A 17721-nucleotide genomic window follows, 5' to 3' on the forward strand; every position below is an offset into this window, starting at 1 on the left:
TCCGGCCTGTTACCAGGAATTGTAGCCAAGGAACTTGCCGGACATCTTCACCTCCACCCGGTCGCCCTTAGGGTTGGCGATGCGTGTCACCGACATGTCGAAGTCGATGGCGGACATGATGCCGTCGCCGAACTCTTCCTGGATCAGCGCCTTCAAGGTGGGCCCGTAGACGCCCACCACCTCGTAGAAGCGGTAGATGCAGGGATCGGTGGGCACCGTCTGCGCCCAAACCTTGGTCGGGCTTTCCACCAGCGCGGGCACCGCCGTTTCCGGCAGGTCGAGAAGCGCAGCCAGCGCCTCCGCCTTTTCCCGCGGAAAGGCATTCATCCCCATGCAGGCGGAATGCGTCCAGACCGGCGACATGCCGATCTTCTCCGCCATGCTCTCCCAGCTCAGGCCCATCCGGCGTTTTGCCGCGAGAATCAGGGCGGTTGCGTCTTCCTTTTCGAGATAGTCAGCCGTCATCAGGTCTTTCATGGTCAGGGGCCTCCTGTTCAGGGTTGGATCAAAAGCGAAATCAGCACCATGCAAAGCGCGGCGAGCAGCCCCGCCACGCCCTTCCAGAAGCGCAGCGGGTTGCGTTCGGCCAATGGCACGTGACGGTCGGCGCGGTATGCGGTTCCGGGGCGCGACAGTTCCGCCACGAATTCCGAAAGCGCCGGGTAGCGCAGAATGGGGTCGGGCGAGAGCGCCCGTTTCAGCGCGGCGTCCATCCAGTCGGGCACCGCGTTGTCGGCGGCCCGCGCGGGCCGGTAGGTCAGGCGCATGGCATCGCGCCGCGAGGCGATGCGCCCCGCCTCTGCCCCGTAAGGCAGTCGCCCGGTCAGCATTTCGTAGGCGACGACGCCCAGCGCGAACTGGTCGGAACGGACGGAACCCGCATCGCCCGAGAGGTATTCCGGCGCGGTGTACTGGTAGGTTCCGGGCATATGCGGCAGCGTGCCGGGCGCGGCCTCCTCCACCCCGGCAACGTAACACGATCCGAGGTCGATGATCGTCACCGTGCCGTCCGCGTCGATCATGACGTTCTCGGGGCGCAGATCCTGATGGATCATTTCGCGCCGATGGAGCGCGCGCAGGCCGCTGGCGATCTGCGCCACGATGCCGCGCACCGCATCAAGCGAGGGCTGCGGATGATCGACCATCCACTGGCGGAGCGTCACGCCTTCCACCCACTGCGTCACGACATAGAGCGCCGTGCGCCCGATGGCGGGAACGGCGCCGACGACGTGGCTGGACCGCACGCGCCGCGCAATCCATTCTTCCAGCGCGAAGCGCCTCAGGTAGGCGGCGTCCTGTGCCATCTCGAGGCTCGGCACCTTCAGCGCCACCTTTCCAGTTGGTCCCTCGGCGAGGAAGACATGGCTGCGCGCGGTCGAGTGCAGCGGCCGCAGGATACTGAAACCGTCCAGCACGGCGCCCGCTTTCGGCAAGGGCGGCACCGGCAGGCGGGCCATTTCCGTCTCCAGCGCCTCGCCCTCGGGGGGCAACCCCTCCACCCGGACGATCTGCACCGTGAGGTTGTCGTCAGAACCATTCTCCAGCGCCGCGTGCGCTACTGCTTCGGCCGCCGCATCAAGGCCGGGCAGACGCAACGCCTCCGCCACCACGCGGCCCGTGACGTGTTCATGCACACCATCCGTGGTCAGCACGAAGACATCGCCGACCGCCAGCCGTATCTGCCGGTAGTCGATCGCGACCCCGGCCTCCGCCCCCATGGCCCGGCCAAGGTAGGTTTCCTGCGCCGATAGGACCACGCGGTGGTCCTCTGTCAGCGGCTCCAGCGAGGCACCGGTCAGCTGCGACACCCGGCTGTCGCCTACGTGCAGCACATGGCCCTGCCGCCCCTTCAACACCAGCGCCGACAGCGTGCAGACCCGCCCGAGATTCACGTCTCCGACAGAGGCGTTCTGCCCGTGCAGCCAGGCATTTGTCGCCTTCAGAACCGTCTCGGCGGCGGTGCGCACGGTCCAGACCTCCGGCGTGTCGTAATACTCGGTCATCATGGCGCGCACGCTGATCTCCGCGGCATCGCGGCTGACCCGGCTGGAGGAGATGCCATCCGCCACCGCCAGCACCACGCCCTTCAGCGCAAGCCTCCCGTCATCGGGGATGGTGACCCCGTGGAAATCCTGGTTTTCCGGTTTGCACCCGGCCGAAGAATACTGCCCGACAGAAACGGCAAGCGTATCCATGGTGTCCTTCGGCATTTTCTGATCTCCGGAAATGAGGAAGGCCCCGCCGCCGCCCGGCAGGGCCCTGTGCCATGCTTATTCGGCCGGGGTGGCGGAGGCGTCCGTCGCCGTGGAGTTGCGCTTCGGGCTTTCGCGGAAGTGCGTGGCGTAGATCATGCCGCCGACAAACGTCAGGCCGCCCACGAGGTTGCCCAGAACGACGGGGATCTCGTTGTAGGCGAAGTAGTCGAACCAGGTGAAGTTGCCGCCCAGGATGATCCCGCTCGGGAACAGGAACATGTTCACGATGGAATGTTCAAACCCGAGGTAGAAGAAGACGATGATCGGCATCCACATCGCCATGATCTTGCCGGAGGTGGAGGTGGACATCATCGCCGCCACGACGCCGGTCGACACCATCCAGTTACACAGGACCGCCCGGACAAAGACGGTCAGCAGGCCCGCGCCCCCGGCGGCGGCGTAGCCCAGCGTGCGCGCCTCACCGATGGAGCCGATCTTTTGCCCGACCGCGTTCGGTTCGGCGGAGAACCCGGTGGTAAACACCACGGCCATCAGGATCGCGGTGGTCATGGCACCCGCAAAGTTGCCACAGAACACGAGACCCCAGTTGCGGAAGACGCCTTTCCAGGTGCAGCCGGGACGCTTGGCGAGGACCGCCAGCGGCGCGAGGGTGAAGACGCCGGTCAGCAGGTCGAACCCCATCAGGTAAAGCAGGCAGAAGCCCACCGGGAAGAGCAGCGAGGCGACGAGGAAGTTGCCCGTCTGCACCGCGATGGTGACGGCAAAGGCGGCGGCCAGCGCGAGAATTGCACCCGCCATGAAGGCGCGGATGAGCGTGTCCTTGGTGGACATGAATATCTTGGATTCGCCGGCGTCGACCATCTTGGCCGCGAATTCCTTTGGCATGACGTATGACATGGGGTCGGTCCTTTCGGATATTGGGTGCCCTTCGGGGCATGGATGAGCCGGAAGCCCGGCCAAGGGGAGCCCGGCCCCCGGCAAAGGTCTTGCCGGGGGCGGGCATTGACAGTGCCGGTGGTCGGCGTGGGGGATCGGCGCGGGTGATCCGATCTCTACCCGCGCCGGGGATCAGAGTTTCAGGTAGACGCTGCCGTCCTCGACCTTCACCGGGAAGGTCCGCGTGGCGCCTTCGTCCGCGCCCTGGGCCCTGCCGTTTTCCAGCGATATCACCCAGTTGTGCAGCGGGCAGGTCACGCAGCCCGCGTGCACGATGCCCTGAGACAGCGGCCCCGCCTTGTGCGGGCAGCGGTCCTCCATCGCGAAGACCCTGTCGTCGGAGGTGCGGAAGACCGCGACGGTCATTTCGCCGGTCTTGACGCAACGCGCGCCCTGGCGGGGGATGTCCTCGATGCGGCCGACGAGCCGCCAGTCGGACTCGACTCTGGCGAAGGTGATGATGGCTTCGGCGTTCATTCTGCGGCCTCCAGCGTCAGGTCTGCCATGGGTTTGAATTCATGCGCCTCCGCGCCCTGCACGCGCTCGGCCCAGGGATCGACCTGCGCAAAGGTCTGGGAGTGCTCGAAGCGGTCGGCATAGGCGTTACGCTGCTGCCGATCGTCGAAAACGACGGCGCGGATGTGGTCGTAGCCCAGCCGATCGGCCCACTTGTAGATGCGTTCGAGGTAGAAACCCGTCTCGCGGTAGTACTGCGTCAGCGCGCCGATGGTGCGAATGCACTCCTCCTCGGTCTTGACAAGTCCCAGCTCGGTCGTGCCCTGGATGTGCAGGCCCGCCGCGCCGCCATAGACGATCTGGTAGCCGCTATCGACGCAGATCACGCCGATGTCCTTGCAGGTGGCCTCTGCGCAGTTGCGCGGGCAGCCGGTGACGGCCAGCTTCAGCTTTGCCGGAGACCACGATCCCCAGAGGTATTTTTCCAGCTTCACGCCGAGGCCGGTGGAATCCTGCGTGCCGAAGCGGCACCAGTCGGTGCCGACGCAGGTCTTCACCGTCCTGAGCCCCTTGGCATAGGCCGCGCCCGAGATCATGCCCGCCTCGTTGAGGTCCTTCCACACCGGGATCAGGTCCTCCTTCCTCACGCCCAGCAGGTCGATGCGCTGGCCGCCGGTGACCTTCACCGTGGGGATCTGGTAACGGTCCGCCACATCCGCGATGGCGCGCAGTTCGTCCGGCGTGGTCAGACCACCGAACATGCGCGGCACCACCGAATACGTCCCGTCCTTCTGGATGTTGGCGTGCACGCGTTCGTTGATGAAACGGCTCTGCTGGTCGTCGATGTATTCGCCGGGCCACTCGGACACGAGGTAGTAGTTCAGCGCGGGGCGGCATTTGGCGCAGCCCTCTGGCGTCTTCCATTCGAGTTCCTGCATGACGGCGGGGATGGACTTCAGCCCCTTCGACCGGATCAGGATGCGAACGTCGCCGTGGCCCAGGTCGGTGCAGGCGCACATGCCCTCCACCTTCTTCTCGAAGGCGTCGCCCAATGTCAGCGCGATCACCCCTTCGACGAGGTTGGTACAGGTCCCGCAGGAGGCGGAGGCCTTCGTATGGGCCCGCACCTCGCCCAGCGAAGTCAGCCCCTTGGAGGTTATCGCCTGCGCGATCTGGCCCTTGCAGATACCGTTGCAGCCACAGATTTCCGCATCGTCGCCAAGGTTTGCGATGGCCGCCAGAGGGTCCGCCGCCACCCCGCCCTGATGCGCCTGACCAAAGATCAGGGTCTCGCGCATGTCCTCGACACTCTCGCCGGATTTGAGGAACTCGTTGTACCACGCCCCGTCCGCCACATCGCCATAGAGCACGGCGCCGACGACCCGGTTGTCACGCAGGATGATGCGCTTGTAGGTGCCGCGCCGGGCATCGCGCAGCACGATGTCCTCCAGCGCCGGGTCTTCGCCAAACTCGCCCACGGAGTAGAGGTTCACGCCGGTGACCTTCAGCTTTGTCGGTGTCTCGTTGTGGCGGAAGGCCCCCTGCCCGCCGCTCAGCGTCGCCGCCGCGACTCGCGCCATCTGGTAGAGCGGCGCCACGAGACCGTAGACCATGCCGTCGACCTCGGCGCATTCGCCGACCGACAGTATATCGGGGTCGGAGGTCACCATATCGGCGCCCACCATGATGCCGCGCCCCACCTCCAGACCGCAGCACTGCGCCAGCGCCACGTTGGGCCGGATGCCCACGGCCATCACCACGAGCGATGCTTCGAGCATGGTGCCGTCCTCCAGCTCCACCGCCTCCACGCGGCCCTCGCCGTGGATGGCCTTGGTGTTGGCCTTGCAGCGGATCTCGATTCCGCGCCCGGCCAGCTCCTTCTCCAGCAGGTAGCCCGCCGCCGGGTCCAGCTGGCGCTCCATCAGTGTTGGCATCAGGTGCAGGACGGTCACGTCCATGCCCTGCGCTCGCAGCCCCGCCGCAGCCTCGAGGCCCAGCAGGCCACCGCCGATGACCACCGCGCGGCCGCCCTGCGTTGCCGCAGCCTTCATCTGGTCGACATCCGCAAGGTCGCGGTAGGCGCAGACGCCCTTCAGCTGGTGGCCCGGCACGGGGATGATGAATGGAGTCGAGCCGGTGGCGAACACGAGCTTGTCGTAAGGCGCCTCGATCCCGCCCTCGGAGCGGACCCTGCGTGCCGCGCGGTCCACGTGCACGATCTTTTCGCCCTTGTGCAGGGTAATGCCATGCTCCGCGTACCATGCGTCGTCATGGATCACGATGTCGTCAAAGGATTTCTCCCCAGACAGCACCGGCGACAGCATGATGCGGTCGTAGTTCACCCTTGGCTCGGCGTTGAAGATCGTCACATCGAACGCTTCGGTGGCCTCGAAGAGATGCTCCAGCATCCGGCCCGGCGCCATGCCGTTTCCGATGATGACAAGTTTCTGTTTGGACATGATGTCCCTCCGGTATCAAGCGACACCGGCGGTGCGGGTCGCGGCAAATTCGGTCAGATGCGGATGGACCCGCGCTCGACGGCCCCCTCTGGGAGCGGACAAGCAGCGCCATTGCTGCAGCCCCGGACGACGTGTGTCGGGGCGTTCGACGGAAGATGCCGCGCCGTTGCGGCGGGGACCGGGCGTATCCGGTCACCTTGATCAAAGGGGTACGCCGTAATGCTGCAAGCGCGCAACGGCGATCCCCGCGTATCCGAATAAATCAGCGCTTGTCCCGCCACTCCGCGGCGCGGCGCCACAAAATGAGGCAGTCCGCCCGCCCCCCTGCCATCCCCTGCGGCAATGCAGATACGCCCCTGACCAAGGCCCGCGCCGCGAATCGCAGGGCCATGGCGCCGTTCCTGCCGGCTGCGTGGAGGCCGGTTCCGCCCTGCCGCGCCGGGGCCATTGCAGCGCTGCCGCGCCGGGGCCATTGCAGCGCTGCCGCGCCGGGGCCATTGCAGCGCTGCCGCGCCGGGGCCATTGCAGCGCCGCCGCGCGCGGGCCATAGTCCGCGCAACCCTAGCGGAGCCCTGCTTGACCAAACTCATTCACACCGCCGACGTGCACCTCGATTCACCGCTGAAATCGCTGGCCCTGAAGGACCCCGACCTGCGCGAGCGTGTCATAGCCGCGACCCGCACCGCGCTCACCCGCATTGTCGATGCCGCCCTGTCCGAGGCGGTTGACGCGGTGCTGATCGCGGGCGATCTGTTCGACGGGCAGGAACGCTCTGCCCGCACTGCGGCCTTCCTGCTGGCCCAACTGGACCGGTTGCGCGTGGCGGGCATCCGGGTTTTCCTCATCAAGGGCAACCACGACGCGGAGAACCCGATCACCGGCGACCTGGACCTGCCGGAAAACGTGCACGTCTTTACCGGTCACGGTGGCCGCGTGGCGCTGAACGAAGCGGTGCAGGTGCACGGCGTCAGCTTCTCCGGGCGACAGGCGCCGGACAGCCTGTTGCCGAAATTCGCCGCCCCCGTCGAGGGCGCGGTGAACGTGGCGATGCTGCATACTTCGCTCGCAGGCTCGCAGGGGCACGACGTCTATGCCCCCTGCACAGTGGCGGAACTGGCCGCGCTGGGCTTTGACTACTGGGCGCTGGGGCACATCCACCGCCGACAGGTACATTCTGAAACACCCTGGATCGTCATGCCCGGCTGCCCGCAGGGCCGCGACATCGGCGAGGCCGGACCACGTTCCGCCACGCTGATCGAGATCGACGACGATGCCCGCTTCATCACGCGCGTGGGCGAGATCCCTACCGCCGCCGTTGAATTCGCGGTTGTGGAGATCGACGCCGCCGGGCTGGAAGAAGCCGAAGCGCTGCGCGACGTCCTGCGCCGCGAATTGTGGGCCATGGCCGAAGTACCAGGCTGCGACGCCGCCCTGCTGCGCGTCACCCTGAGGGGCGCCACGCCGTTGCGCTGGGCCATCCTACGCGACCGCGACACATGGGAAGAGACCGTGGCGCAGCTGGCCCGCGACACAGGGCGGCTCTGGCTGGAGAAACTGTCGCTTGATCTGTCGGAGCCCGCCGGCACCAGTACCAAGTCTGCGGTCGACGACCTCGCGCGGCTGATGGCTGAAATTCGCGCCGAGCCGGGGTTCCACTCCGCGCTGCGCGCCGACGCCGAACAACTGCTTTCCGACCTGCCGCCCGCGCGCCGCGCCGCCCTGTTGCCGGACGAGGCCGCCGCCGACCGCCTGACCGCCGGTCTGGCGGAGGACGGCGCCCTGCGGATCATCGCCCGGATGAAGGGCACCGCCTGATGCGTTTGCGGGAACTGACACTCGACTTCTTTGGCCATTTCACGGCCCACCGTTATGACTTCGGCCCCGCCCCGACGCCGGGGGCAAGCGATTTTCATATCGTCTACGGTCCGAACGAAGCGGGCAAGACCACCACGATGGAGGCCGCGCTGCGCCTCTTTTACGGCTTCCGCCACCGGGAGCCCTACGATTTCCAGCACCAGAAGAAGAACCTGCGCGTTTCCGGTCTGATCGAGGTCGACGGCCCGCCGCAATGCTTTGCCCGTCTGCCGGGCCGGGGATCGACCTTGCAGGACGCCAGCGGCAATGCCTTGCCGGAGGCCGCCCTGCAGGGGCTGATCGGGATGCCGGAGACGGAATATCGCGCGCTTTTGTGCCTCGACGACGAAACAATCGAGACCGGCGGCGAGGACATCGCCAATGCCAAGGGCGATATCGGGCGCCTGCTGTTTTCCGCCGCCGCCGGGATCGCCGATCTGTCCACCGTGCTCGATCAGGCCCGGACGGAGGCGTCCCAACTGTACAAGAAACGCGCCTCCACGACGGACATGGCACGGCTGAAAAAGGAATTGGAGGATGTGCGCGAGGAAATCCGCGCGCAGGACACCTCTGCCGCCGCGCTGAAGGCGCTGAAGAAGGCGCTGACCGAGGCGCAGGAAACCGAGGCCCGCGCCCGCGTCGCGCGCGACGCCTTGCAGGCCCGCGCGACGGAGGTCACCACCCTGCGCCGCGCCCTGCCCCTGTTGGCGGAACGCGACTCGCTGGCGGCGCGCCTTGCGGCGGCACAGAACGTGCCCGCGCACATCTCCATCGACCCTGAACACCTCGTGCGCCTCGGCACCGACCGGGCCCGCGCGCAGACCGACCTCGACCGGCTTTCGCAGGATCTCGACGAGGCGCGGACCGAATTGGAGACGCTGGAACACGTGCCGGAACACCTTTCTCTCGCAGAACGGCTGGCCGCGCTCGCGTCCCTGCGCACGCGCTACCTGAGCGCCGTGCCCGATCTGCCGAAACGCCAGCGGACGCGGGACGAGGCACTCGCCGCGATGGCCGCGCTGGCCCGCGACCTCGGTGCGCCCGAGGCCGATCCGCAGGCACTGGTGCTGCCGTTGACTGACATAGCCGGATTGGAAGCCGCTCGCGACACTTTGCGCAGCGCGGACTCCGCCCGCGCCCGCGAAGCGGAAGAGATCGAAACCCTGTCCGCCCGCCTCAAGGACGCCACCGCCACCCGCGACCGTATTGCCGGCCAGGCCCCGATCACGCCGGTGGCGGAGCTTCTGACCCGTCACGACGCTGACCGTCTCGCGCCGCAATACGCCGCCGCGCGCAGCGACGTGCAGCGCGCGAGAATGCAGCTGGATACAGCGCTGGCCACGCTGGCCCACGGTGCCGTGACCTTCGACACTTTGCCGGAGGCTCCACTGGACTTGCCCGCTGCGGAGGTTCTGGCCGACCGTTTCACCGACCTTGCCGAGCGTATCGCCCGCACGACGGACGACCGGACTCGCCACGCGGAGGATGCCGCCGCCCACGCCGCGCAAGCAGAGCGGCTGAGCGCCACCGGCGCGATCAGCGACACCGACGCCCGCGCCGCACTGGCCGAACGAGACGTACTCTGGCGGGCGCACCGGGGCGCGTTGGACGCGGCCAGCGCCGCGGCATTTGAAGCGGCGCTGCGCAAGGCCGACGATATCGCCGCCGCGCGCCTCGCCCATGCCCGGGAGTTGGGTGAACTGCGCAGCATGGAGGCCGCCCGCACCGAAGCGGAGACCCGCGCAGCGCAGGCTGCCAGCCGTCTTGCGGCCCTCACCGAAGAACGCGATGCCCTGTGGGCGCAAGCGGCGGAAGCTGCCACCCGCGCGGGCCTGCCGCCGATGCCCCCGCCCGCGTTCCGCGACTGGCTAGACCGCCATGCCGAAGCCGCAGCGGCCGTGCGTGCCCTGCACAAGACAGAGGCGCAACACGCTGCGACGCTCGACCGGGCCGCGCGGCTGCTGGAGGCGTTGAGGCCGCTTCTGCCGCTGGAAAATCCCGATCTGGAGTCAGCCCTCGACGCCGCGCGAAAGCAGGTTGAATTCGCTCGCGCCGAGGCTGAGCGCCTGACGGCCGCCGAAGAGGACGTGCGGCGCCTTACGGAGGAGCGCGACAGCCGCGCCGAACGCCTTGCCGCGGCGACCGCCACCGCCGAGACGGCGCGCGCCGCGTGGCACGCCCGTGTTGCCGAATGCCTGGACGGCGCCGTTGCTCCGCAGGCGCTGGACACCTCTCTCGACCCGCTGCGCCGCCTGCGCGAAGAAGACGCCCGCCGCGCGCAGGCCCAACATCAGGCGGAGTCCATGATCGAGGATCAGCGCCTCCTGCGAGAGGCACTGGCGCCCCTCGCCACCGCTCATGCGCTGACGGAAACCCAGCCGCTCGACCAACACGCGGCCCTGAACTCGCTTGCCAGCAAGGCGGCGGAAGCGCAGCAGGCCCGCGAGCGACTGGAGACACGCTGCGAGGCGCTCTCCGTCCGACTGGACACGGCGCGGGATCGGCTCGATGCCATCGACGCGGAGACACGCAGCCTCGCCGCCCAGCTCCCCGGCGCGCCTGAAACGCTCGACGTCCTGCGCGCGGCGCTAAGCGAGGCACGCGAGGTGATCGCCGGACGCCAGCGCCTCGCCGACCTCGACCGGACACTGATGACCGACCTCGACGCGCCCGATCTGGCGACCGCCCGCGCGCGGCTGGAGGCGGTCTCTGCCGGCGGGCTGGACACCGAGGCGGCAGGCCTCAGCGCCGACCTCACCCGCGCAGAGACCGCCCTGACCGAAGCCATTGCCGCCCGCGCGGAGGCGCACACCGCGCTGCGCGCCATAACGGGAGACGCCACGATTGCCCGGCTGGTCGAACGCCGCACCACGCTGGAATTGCAGATGGAGGCCGTGGCGCGCGACTACCTCGAGTGCGATTTCGGCCTGCGGCTGGCCGAAGAGGCCATCCGCCGCTACCGCGACAACCACCGGTCAGGCATGATGGAGGCCACCGAACGCGCCTTTTCCGAGTTGACGAATGGTGCCTATACCCGCCTCATGCCGCGTGTGGAAAACGGCGTCGAAACCCTGCAGGTGATCGACGCAGCCGGCACCGCCAAGATGGCCGCCGACCTGTCCAAGGGAACGCGCTTTCAGTTGTACCTCGCGCTGCGCGCCGCCGCCTATGAACAACTGGTCCAGCAGGGCCGCCGCCTGCCCTTCTTCTGCGACGACATCTTCGAGACCTTCGACGAGGACCGCACCCGTGCCGCCTGTCGCCTGATGGAGCGGATTGGCCGTCAGGGTCAGGCGATCTACCTGACGCATCACCGCCACGTGGTCGACATCGCCCGCGCGGTCTGCGAGGAGGCGCCCAAAGTGCATGACATCCGAGGTCTCGAATGACACTCTTCACCCATGATCAATGGATTTCCTTCGGCGACTGCGACCCGGCGGGGATCGTCTACTACCCGAACTACTTCCGCTGGATGGACCGTACCTTCCACGCCTTTCTCGAAGGCCACGGCGGGCATCGGGCGCTCTGTGCACGGCTGGGGTCGCGCGGTTTCGGGCTGGTGGAAACCAACGTCGCCTTCCGCTCTCCCGGACAAGAAGGCCAGCGCATCCGCTACCACCTGGACAGGATCGACTGGGCTGGGCGGACCTTCGAAGTGCATTTTCGTGTCACCGAAGACGAGCGATTGCTGCTCGAAGGGTTCGAACGTCGCGGCGTCTTCGTCGACCGCGACGGGCGTATCCGGGCGGGCGACGTGGCGCCGTTGCGCGCAGCGCTGGGGCTGGAGGCCTGACACCTTCGTCACGACGGGCGTGATGCGGCCGAACACTCGCCTGTTCGACACAACTACCAGCCGCGCGGACCGCAATCGCAGCGTGCCGATGTGATCGCCGGTGCTCTGCCACATATTTGCGGTACGGAATCCATCTCGTGAAACCAGCGTGGTAACTGGGATCGGACCCCAGAGATTGCCACCTGTCACCGTGGTCAAAGCTCCCTGATGAGATTTGAGTGATGGACGACTTTTAAGGCTGCCAAGGGCCAGAAGACACGCCTGCGGCCCCTCTTTCCCAAGAGCCATGGAGACCTCCGCGTGGATGATCAATCCGGGTCTCGAATTGCTCCTCTTTCACAGGACTGTTCTCAGCCATCCTCCCGAAAAGAAGCTGGTCCGCATCTCCCAGAGGACGGAGGGGTACTCATCGATTAGACGCCCTCACCGCCCTCTTCCGGCATCACTGCCAAATGAGTGGCTTGCCCTGCACCCACGCCCCACCCCGACCGCCATCGGGTTTGGCAGGCGTTCAGGCCACGTGCCGGGGTGCGGTCGTCTTGACCCTTTCCATGTCCTTCTAGATACCAAGGCGACAAAGGAGTCCCCATGACCACGCGCATCACCGACAGCCATTGCCACCTCGATTTCCCTGATTTCGACGACTGCCGCGAGGACGTCATCGCCCGCGCGCTAGGCAGCGGCGTGCATCGCATGGTCACCATCTGCACAAAGTCCGAGAACGAACCGAAAGTCCGCGCCATCGCGGAGGCCCACGACCCCATCTTCTACGCGTTCGGCATCCACCCGATGAGCGCTGCCGAGCAACCGCTGCTTTCTGTCGACGATCTGCTGAAGATCGCGCGGCACCCGAAGATGGTCGCCATCGGGGAGACCGGGCTGGACTACCACTATACCGCCGACAGCGCCGAAATTCAGCAGACCTCGCTGCGCACCCACATCGAGGCGGCGCAGGAGACCGGTCTGCCACTGGTGATCCACGCCCGCGCCGCCGACGACGACATGGCCCGCATCCTGACCGAAGGCTATCGCGCCAAACCATACTCCTGCGTGATGCACTGTTTTTCCTCCGGGTCCGAGTTGGCGAAAACCGCGCTCGACCTCGGTTTCTATCTCTCCATGTCCGGCATCGCCGCCTTCCCAAAGTCACAGGACCTGCGCGATATCTTTGCCAGCGCGCCGCTCGACCGCATCCTGGTGGAGACCGACAGCCCCTACCTCGCGCCGCCGCCCTACCGCGGCAAACGCAACGAACCGGGTTACGTTGTCCACACCGCGCAGAAGGGTGCCGAGGTCTACGGCCTGTCCTACGAGGACTTCGCCGCCGCGACAGAGGCGAACTTCGACCGGCTCTTTGCCAAGGCCGCCGCATGGCGTCCCGCCCCTCCGGCTGCGGCGGCCGGATGACCGAATTGCGTTTCACCATCCTCGGCTGCGGCAGCTCCGGCGGGGTGCCCCGCCTCGGCGGTCATTGGGGCAACTGCGATCCGGGAAACCCGAAGAACCGGCGCCGCCGCTGTTCCCTGCTTGTCGAGCGCGTTTCCGTAAAAGGCACCACCCGCGTGCTGATCGACACCACCCCCGACATGCGCGATCAGCTGCTCTCCGCCGGGATCGGAGCGCTGGATGCGGTGGCCTGGACCCACGCCCACGCCGATCACACCCATGGGCTCGACGATTTGCGACAGATCGTGTTCAACACCCGTGAACGCCTTGATGTCTGGGCCGACGGCGATACCCAGAACGACCTGATCTCACGCTTTGGCTACGCGTTCATCCAGCCGGAGGACTCGCCGTACCCGCCAATCCTGAACCTGCGCACCATCGACGGTGCCTTTACAGTCACCGGCGCGGGCGGCGACATCACCCTCACGCCCTTTCGGGTCAACCATGGCAGCATCGACGCGCTGGGGTTCCGCATCAACGACCTCGCCTATCTGCCCGACGTCGCGAAGATCCCCGAGGAGGCATGGAGCCACCTCGAAGACCTCGACTGCTGGATCCTCGACGCGCTGCGCCGCAAGCCGCACCCGACGCACGCGCACCTCGATCTCGCGCTGGAATGGATCGACCGCGCCCGCCCCCGCCGCGCGGTACTGACCAATATGCATATCGACCTCGACCACGACACGGTGGCGGCGGAGACGCCCGCCCATGTCACCCCGGCCTTCGACGGCATGGTGCTGACCTATGCGCTCTGAGGGGCTCCGCCCCGGCCGTGCCTGTGGCGCGTCCTACCCAGAGTATTTGCACCAAGAAGAAGCTCAAGCGCGTGCCCGGTTTCTTCTTGGTGCACATACTCCCGTCGGAGGCATCCTGCCCTTGACGGGGCGGCATCGCCCGAGCGGAGGCATCTGACCCCGATGCAGGCGCTCATCGACGTCATCCTGCCGGTCTTCCTCGTTATCGGCGCGGGATACCTTGCGGCCTGGAAGGGCGGTTTTTCCGAAAGCGCCGTCGACGGGCTGATGCAGTTCACCCAGAACTTCGCCGTGCCCTGCCTTCTGTTTCGCGGAATCTGGCAGCTTGACCTCGGACCGGCCTTCGACCCATGGCTGATCGTCGCCTTCTACACCGGTTCCGTTGTGGGCTTTACCGCGGGATTCCTGGGCGCGCGTGTCCTGTTCGGCCGGGACTGGGAGGATTGCGTCGCCATCGGTTTCTGCTGCCTTTTTGCCAACACGGTCATGCTGGGCCTGCCAATCACCGAACGCGCCTACGGCCCGGAGGCGCTGCAGTTCAATTACGTCATCGTCGCGCTGCATTCCCCGATCTGCTACGCCATCGGCATCACCGCGATGGAGATCGTGCGCGCCCGCCGCGACGGTCTGGCCGCGCGCCATCTGCCGGGCAAGGTGACCCGCGCCATGTTCCGCAATGCGCTGGTCATCGCCATCGCGCTCGGTGCTGTGGCGAACCTCGCCGACGCGCGCCTGCCCGACGTCGCCGCCCACGCGCTCGATCTGATGATCCGCACCGCCTTGCCGGCGGCGCTTTTCGGCATGGGCGGTGTGTTGTACCGCTACCGGCCCGAAGGCGACTTCCGCGTCATTGCCATGATCTGCGCCGTCTCGCTGGTGCTGCACCCGGCCATCGCATGGACGTTGGGCCACCTTTTCGGTCTGTCCACCGGCGCGATGCGGTCGGTCGTGCTGACCGCCGCCATGGCGCCGGGGATCAACACCTATGTCTTTGCCAACATGTACGGCAGGGCAAAGCGGGTTGCAGCCTCGGGTGTGCTGGTCGCCACAACCATATCCGTGCTGACCGCATGGGGCTGGCTGACCCTCCTGCCATGACCGCATGGCTCTGCCCACCGCTGCCAGCCCCGCCGGACCCGCGCGACCAGACCTCGGACGGGATTGACGCCGCGCCCGTAACCGGGCCCGGCCCGACACAACCAACGACGAAAGACGCCCCATGACCGGTTCCACCACCTTCGGCATCCTCTTCATGCTGGCCTTCTGTGCCCTTGCCCCGGTGATGGACGCCTTTGCGAAGGCGACGCCGCCCGAGGTTCCCGTCGCCCAGATCCTCGTCGCCCGCTTCGGCATACAGGTGGCGCTGCTCTACCCGCTGCTTCTGGCCATGCGGCTCCCGGCCCGCACCACCCTGCGCGCCGCCGCATTCCACGCCGCCCGCGCCCTGACGCTGATCCTCGCCACTTTCTGTTTCTTCACTGCGCTGCGCGCCATGCCGCTTGCCGATGCCATCGCGATCTTCTTCGTCTCGCCCTTCATCGTTTCGCTCATGGGCGCGGTCTTCCTGAAGGAGCCCATTGGCTGGCGTCGCATCACGGCCAGCCTCGTCGGCTTTGGCGGCGCGTTGCTGGTGATCCGCCCGAGCTTTAGCGACCTTGGCGCGATCGCCTTGCTGCCGCTTGCCACCGCAGCGCTCTTTGCCGGGTACATGCTGCTGACCCGCGCCATGTCCCAAAAGGCCCACCCGCTGGTGGTGCAAGCGCACACGTCGCTCGCCGCCACGGTCCTTGTCCTGCCCCCCGTGATGCTGGCCGACGGCAGCGGCAACGCCTTCCTCGACCCGGTGATGCCTTCGGGCTTCGCCCTCTTCACCCTCGCGGGTGTCGGTCTGATCGCCACCGTGTCCCATGTTCTGCTGACCTATGCTCTACGCATGGCGCCCGCCGGGCTCGTCTCCTCCCTGCAGTATTTCGAAATCATCGGCGCCACCCTCGTGGGGTACCTCGCCTTCGGGGACCTCCCCACCCCGCTGACCATCCTCGGCATCGCCATCATCATCGCCTCCGGGCTATATACCATCGCCCGCGAACGCCGGATCGAGAGGGAAGCGCGCCCCGTTCCGCCCGCCTGATCCGTGTGGATGGACAGCCCCGCCGGACCAGACCATGCTAACGCCCTATGTCCATGACCCAGACCGACCAGCCGCTTCGCGGTATCGCCCTGATGCTGGCCGTCTGCCTGACGGCGCCGCTTGCCGATGCGCTGGCCAAGATCCTCGGCGCACATCTTTCCGTCGGACAAATAACCACCCTGCGCTTCCTCGCGCAGGGGTTGATCCTGATCCCCCTCGTATTCCTCCTGCGCCGCTCCTGGCGGATGAGCCCCGGCACGCTGGCCCTGCTGACCGCACGCACGGTGCTGCATGTCGCTGCCATCGGCCTGATCGTGGTGTCCCTGCGCACCCTGCCGCTGGCGGACTTTTTCGCCATCATCTACGTCATGCCCTTCATGGCGCTGCTGTTGGGACGCTTCTTTTTGGCGGAGCAGGTCGGCCCGCACCGCATCGGTGCCTGCATCGCGGGCTTTGCCGGGACGCTGATGGTGCTGCAACCCGCCTTTATCGAAACCGGACCGGCCGCATTCCTGCCGCTGGGGGTGGCGCTGCTCTTCACTCTCTACCTGCTGCTAAGCCGCAGGCTCGGGCCACGCCTGGACCCGATCGCGCAGCAGGCCGCCGCTGCACCCATCGCATTGCTGATCCTGTTGCCGCCGATGGCCGTCGCGCCCGCCGGTACCGCCGCCACCGCATGGACCGATCCGGGCGCCGACCTCTGGCCCCTCGTCGCCGTGATGAGCGTGATAGGCACTTTCGCGCACCTGGCGATGTCATGGGCGCTGAAATATGCGCCCGCCAGCACGCTCGCGCCCATGCAATACCTCGATCCCCGCCGCCACCCTGATCGGCTGGCTGATCTGGCGCGACCTGCCGGGACCGCTGGCCAGCCTCGGGATTGCGCTGACCATGGCCTCCGGTCTCTATATCGTCATGCGCGAACACCGCCTCCGCCGGCCTGCGCCGGCCAGCGCGGTGCCGCCGCCAGCCCCGCCCGCAACGCGCCCAGATGCGCCACCGGCAGGATCAGCAGCATCGCAGGCGCAGCCATCTCAAGCCGCACCGGCCCGATGACCGCGTTGGAGGTTCCCGTGATCCCGTCGGGCCGGAATCCCAGCCCCTCCAGCGGCCAGCGCAACCCCTCGGACCGCGCTCGAACCTCCGCCATCGGCCAGAGCGAGAACCGCTCCCCCATGGGCAGATCCAGCACGATCCTTGACGGGCACAGGCAGACCACGTCATTCTCGCCCACCAGCACACAGCGCCGATCCGGACGTCGCGCCAGTACCGTCATCGCCGCCAGCTGGTGGTCCAGCCGCGCCCCGAGAAAACCAAGGCCCAGCACCAGAGGTGCCTCGATATGGCGCAGACATTTATCGAAATCGGTCGAGTCCTGCTCCGCCACCCGCTGCAGGACACCGGGTGCCAGCCGCGCCTGTACCGCCTCGGACAGGGAGTCCATGTCGCCGTATACCGCATCCGGCATCCGCCCCGCCGCCAGCACCCGCGCCGCGCCGCCGTCGGCTGCGACGACCGTCCCAGCCGCCGACAGTGCCAACGCCAGCGCGTCATCGGACAGCGCCCCGCCCCCCACCAGAAGCACCTCGGAACGGCTTTGAACAATTTTAGTATTCATGTCAGATTAATGCGGCTTTGGGAAACAGACCACAATCGCGCCACGAAATGATACGCT

At 67.1% G+C, this 17721-nt stretch carries 13 protein-coding genes and 1 pseudogene; 8 read left to right on the top strand and 6 right to left on the bottom strand.

All coding sequences use genetic code 11. From position 1 onward, the window contains the following. Nucleotides 1–9: 9 nt before the first annotated feature. The 5 genes from cynS to nirB form a co-directional block, all read right to left on the bottom strand. The gene (gene cynS / locus J5474_RS01680; RefSeq protein ID WP_209358696.1) at nt 10–477 is read right to left on the bottom strand and encodes a cyanase; all 468 of its coding nucleotides are present in this window, start codon (nt 475–477) and stop codon (nt 10–12) included. Between the two features lie 17 nt (nt 478–494). Next, the gene (locus J5474_RS01685) at nt 495–2210 is read right to left on the bottom strand and encodes a bifunctional protein-serine/threonine kinase/phosphatase (RefSeq protein ID WP_245216183.1); all 1716 of its coding nucleotides are present in this window, start codon (nt 2208–2210) and stop codon (nt 495–497) included. 60 nt (nt 2211–2270) lie between these two features. Continuing rightward, nucleotides 2271–3113: a formate/nitrite transporter family protein gene (locus J5474_RS01690; RefSeq protein ID WP_209358698.1), complete on the bottom strand. Its 843-nt coding sequence runs from the start codon at nt 3111–3113 to the stop codon at nt 2271–2273. 171 nt (nt 3114–3284) lie between these two features. Beyond that, entirely contained in the window at nt 3285–3629 is a 345-nt protein-coding gene (nirD, locus tag J5474_RS01695; RefSeq protein WP_209358700.1) for a nitrite reductase small subunit NirD, read from the bottom strand. Beyond that, complete coding sequence (gene nirB, locus J5474_RS01700; protein WP_209358702.1) at nt 3626–6067, bottom strand: nitrite reductase large subunit NirB; 2442 nt, start codon at nt 6065–6067, stop codon at nt 3626–3628. The genes nirD and nirB overlap by 4 nt, the downstream gene beginning before the upstream one ends. A 576-nt stretch (nt 6068–6643) precedes the next feature. On the opposite strand from nirB, the gene J5474_RS01705 reads away from it, so the two are divergent. The 8 genes and pseudogenes from J5474_RS01705 to J5474_RS23085 form a co-directional block, all read left to right on the top strand. Continuing rightward, entirely contained in the window at nt 6644–7882 is a 1239-nt protein-coding gene (locus tag J5474_RS01705; protein ID WP_209358704.1) for a metallophosphoesterase family protein, read from the top strand. Next, a complete protein-coding gene (locus J5474_RS01710; RefSeq protein WP_209358706.1) occupies nt 7882–11310 on the top strand; it encodes an AAA family ATPase in 3429 nt (1142 codons plus the stop codon). Before J5474_RS01705 ends, J5474_RS01710 begins: the two co-directional genes overlap by 1 nt. Further along, nucleotides 11307–11714: an acyl-CoA thioesterase gene (locus J5474_RS01715; protein WP_209358708.1), complete on the top strand. Its 408-nt coding sequence runs from the start codon at nt 11307–11309 to the stop codon at nt 11712–11714. The genes J5474_RS01710 and J5474_RS01715 overlap by 4 nt, the downstream gene beginning before the upstream one ends. Before the next feature lie 588 nt (nt 11715–12302). Beyond that, nucleotides 12303–13121 (top strand): TatD family hydrolase, encoded by an 819-nt coding sequence (locus tag J5474_RS01720; RefSeq protein ID WP_209358710.1) that lies wholly within the window; start codon nt 12303–12305, stop codon nt 13119–13121. Then, nucleotides 13118–13915 carry an MBL fold metallo-hydrolase gene (locus J5474_RS01725; RefSeq protein WP_209358712.1) on the top strand — a complete coding sequence of 266 codons (798 nt, stop codon included), beginning with the start codon at nt 13118–13120 and terminating at the stop codon, nt 13913–13915. The genes J5474_RS01720 and J5474_RS01725 overlap by 4 nt, the downstream gene beginning before the upstream one ends. 162 nt (nt 13916–14077) lie before the next feature. Next, nucleotides 14078–15013, top strand: coding sequence for an AEC family transporter (locus J5474_RS01730; protein ID WP_209358714.1), 936 nt, complete (start codon nt 14078–14080; stop codon nt 15011–15013). A 121-nt stretch (nt 15014–15134) separates the two neighbouring features. Then, on the top strand, nt 15135–16046 hold the full coding sequence (locus J5474_RS01735) for a DMT family transporter (RefSeq protein WP_245216184.1): 912 nt from the start codon (nt 15135–15137) through the stop codon (nt 16044–16046). A 92-nt stretch (nt 16047–16138) separates the two neighbouring features. Then, nucleotides 16139–16462 (top strand): annotated as a pseudogene (locus tag J5474_RS23085) (EamA family transporter); the annotation flags it as partial. A gap of 497 nt (nt 16463–16959) precedes the next feature. Here the strand turns inward: J5474_RS23085 and J5474_RS01745 are convergent. Further along, nucleotides 16960–17664 carry a thiamine diphosphokinase gene (locus J5474_RS01745; protein ID WP_209358716.1) on the bottom strand — a complete coding sequence of 235 codons (705 nt, stop codon included), beginning with the start codon at nt 17662–17664 and terminating at the stop codon, nt 16960–16962. Nucleotides 17665–17721: the final 57 nt, after the last annotated feature.

The organism is Sagittula salina (genome assembly GCF_017813235.1).
Classification (GTDB): Bacteria; Pseudomonadota; Alphaproteobacteria; order Rhodobacterales; family Rhodobacteraceae; genus Sagittula; species Sagittula salina.

Bases quoted from the DNA above. Each gene is read 5' to 3' on its own strand.
- cynS (WP_209358696.1), bottom strand. From the start codon at position 477: ATGAAAGACCTGATGACGGCTGACTATCTCGAAAAGGAAGACGCAACC.
- J5474_RS01685 (WP_245216183.1), bottom strand. From the start codon at position 2,210: ATGCCGAAGGACACCATGGATACGCTTGCCGTTTCTGTCGGGCAGTAT.
- J5474_RS01690 (WP_209358698.1), bottom strand. From the start codon at position 3,113: ATGTCATACGTCATGCCAAAGGAATTCGCGGCCAAGATGGTCGACGCC.
- nirD (WP_209358700.1), bottom strand. From the start codon at position 3,629: ATGAACGCCGAAGCCATCATCACCTTCGCCAGAGTCGAGTCCGACTGG.
- nirB (WP_209358702.1), bottom strand. From the start codon at position 6,067: ATGTCCAAACAGAAACTTGTCATCATCGGAAACGGCATGGCGCCGGGC.
- J5474_RS01710 (WP_209358706.1), top strand. From the start codon at position 7,882: ATGCGTTTGCGGGAACTGACACTCGACTTCTTTGGCCATTTCACGGCC.
- J5474_RS01715 (WP_209358708.1), top strand. From the start codon at position 11,307: ATGACACTCTTCACCCATGATCAATGGATTTCCTTCGGCGACTGCGAC.
- J5474_RS01720 (WP_209358710.1), top strand. From the start codon at position 12,303: ATGACCACGCGCATCACCGACAGCCATTGCCACCTCGATTTCCCTGAT.
- J5474_RS01725 (WP_209358712.1), top strand. From the start codon at position 13,118: ATGACCGAATTGCGTTTCACCATCCTCGGCTGCGGCAGCTCCGGCGGG.
- J5474_RS01730 (WP_209358714.1), top strand. From the start codon at position 14,078: ATGCAGGCGCTCATCGACGTCATCCTGCCGGTCTTCCTCGTTATCGGC.
- J5474_RS01735 (WP_245216184.1), top strand. From the start codon at position 15,135: ATGACCGGTTCCACCACCTTCGGCATCCTCTTCATGCTGGCCTTCTGT.
- J5474_RS01745 (WP_209358716.1), bottom strand. From the start codon at position 17,664: ATGAATACTAAAATTGTTCAAAGCCGTTCCGAGGTGCTTCTGGTGGGG.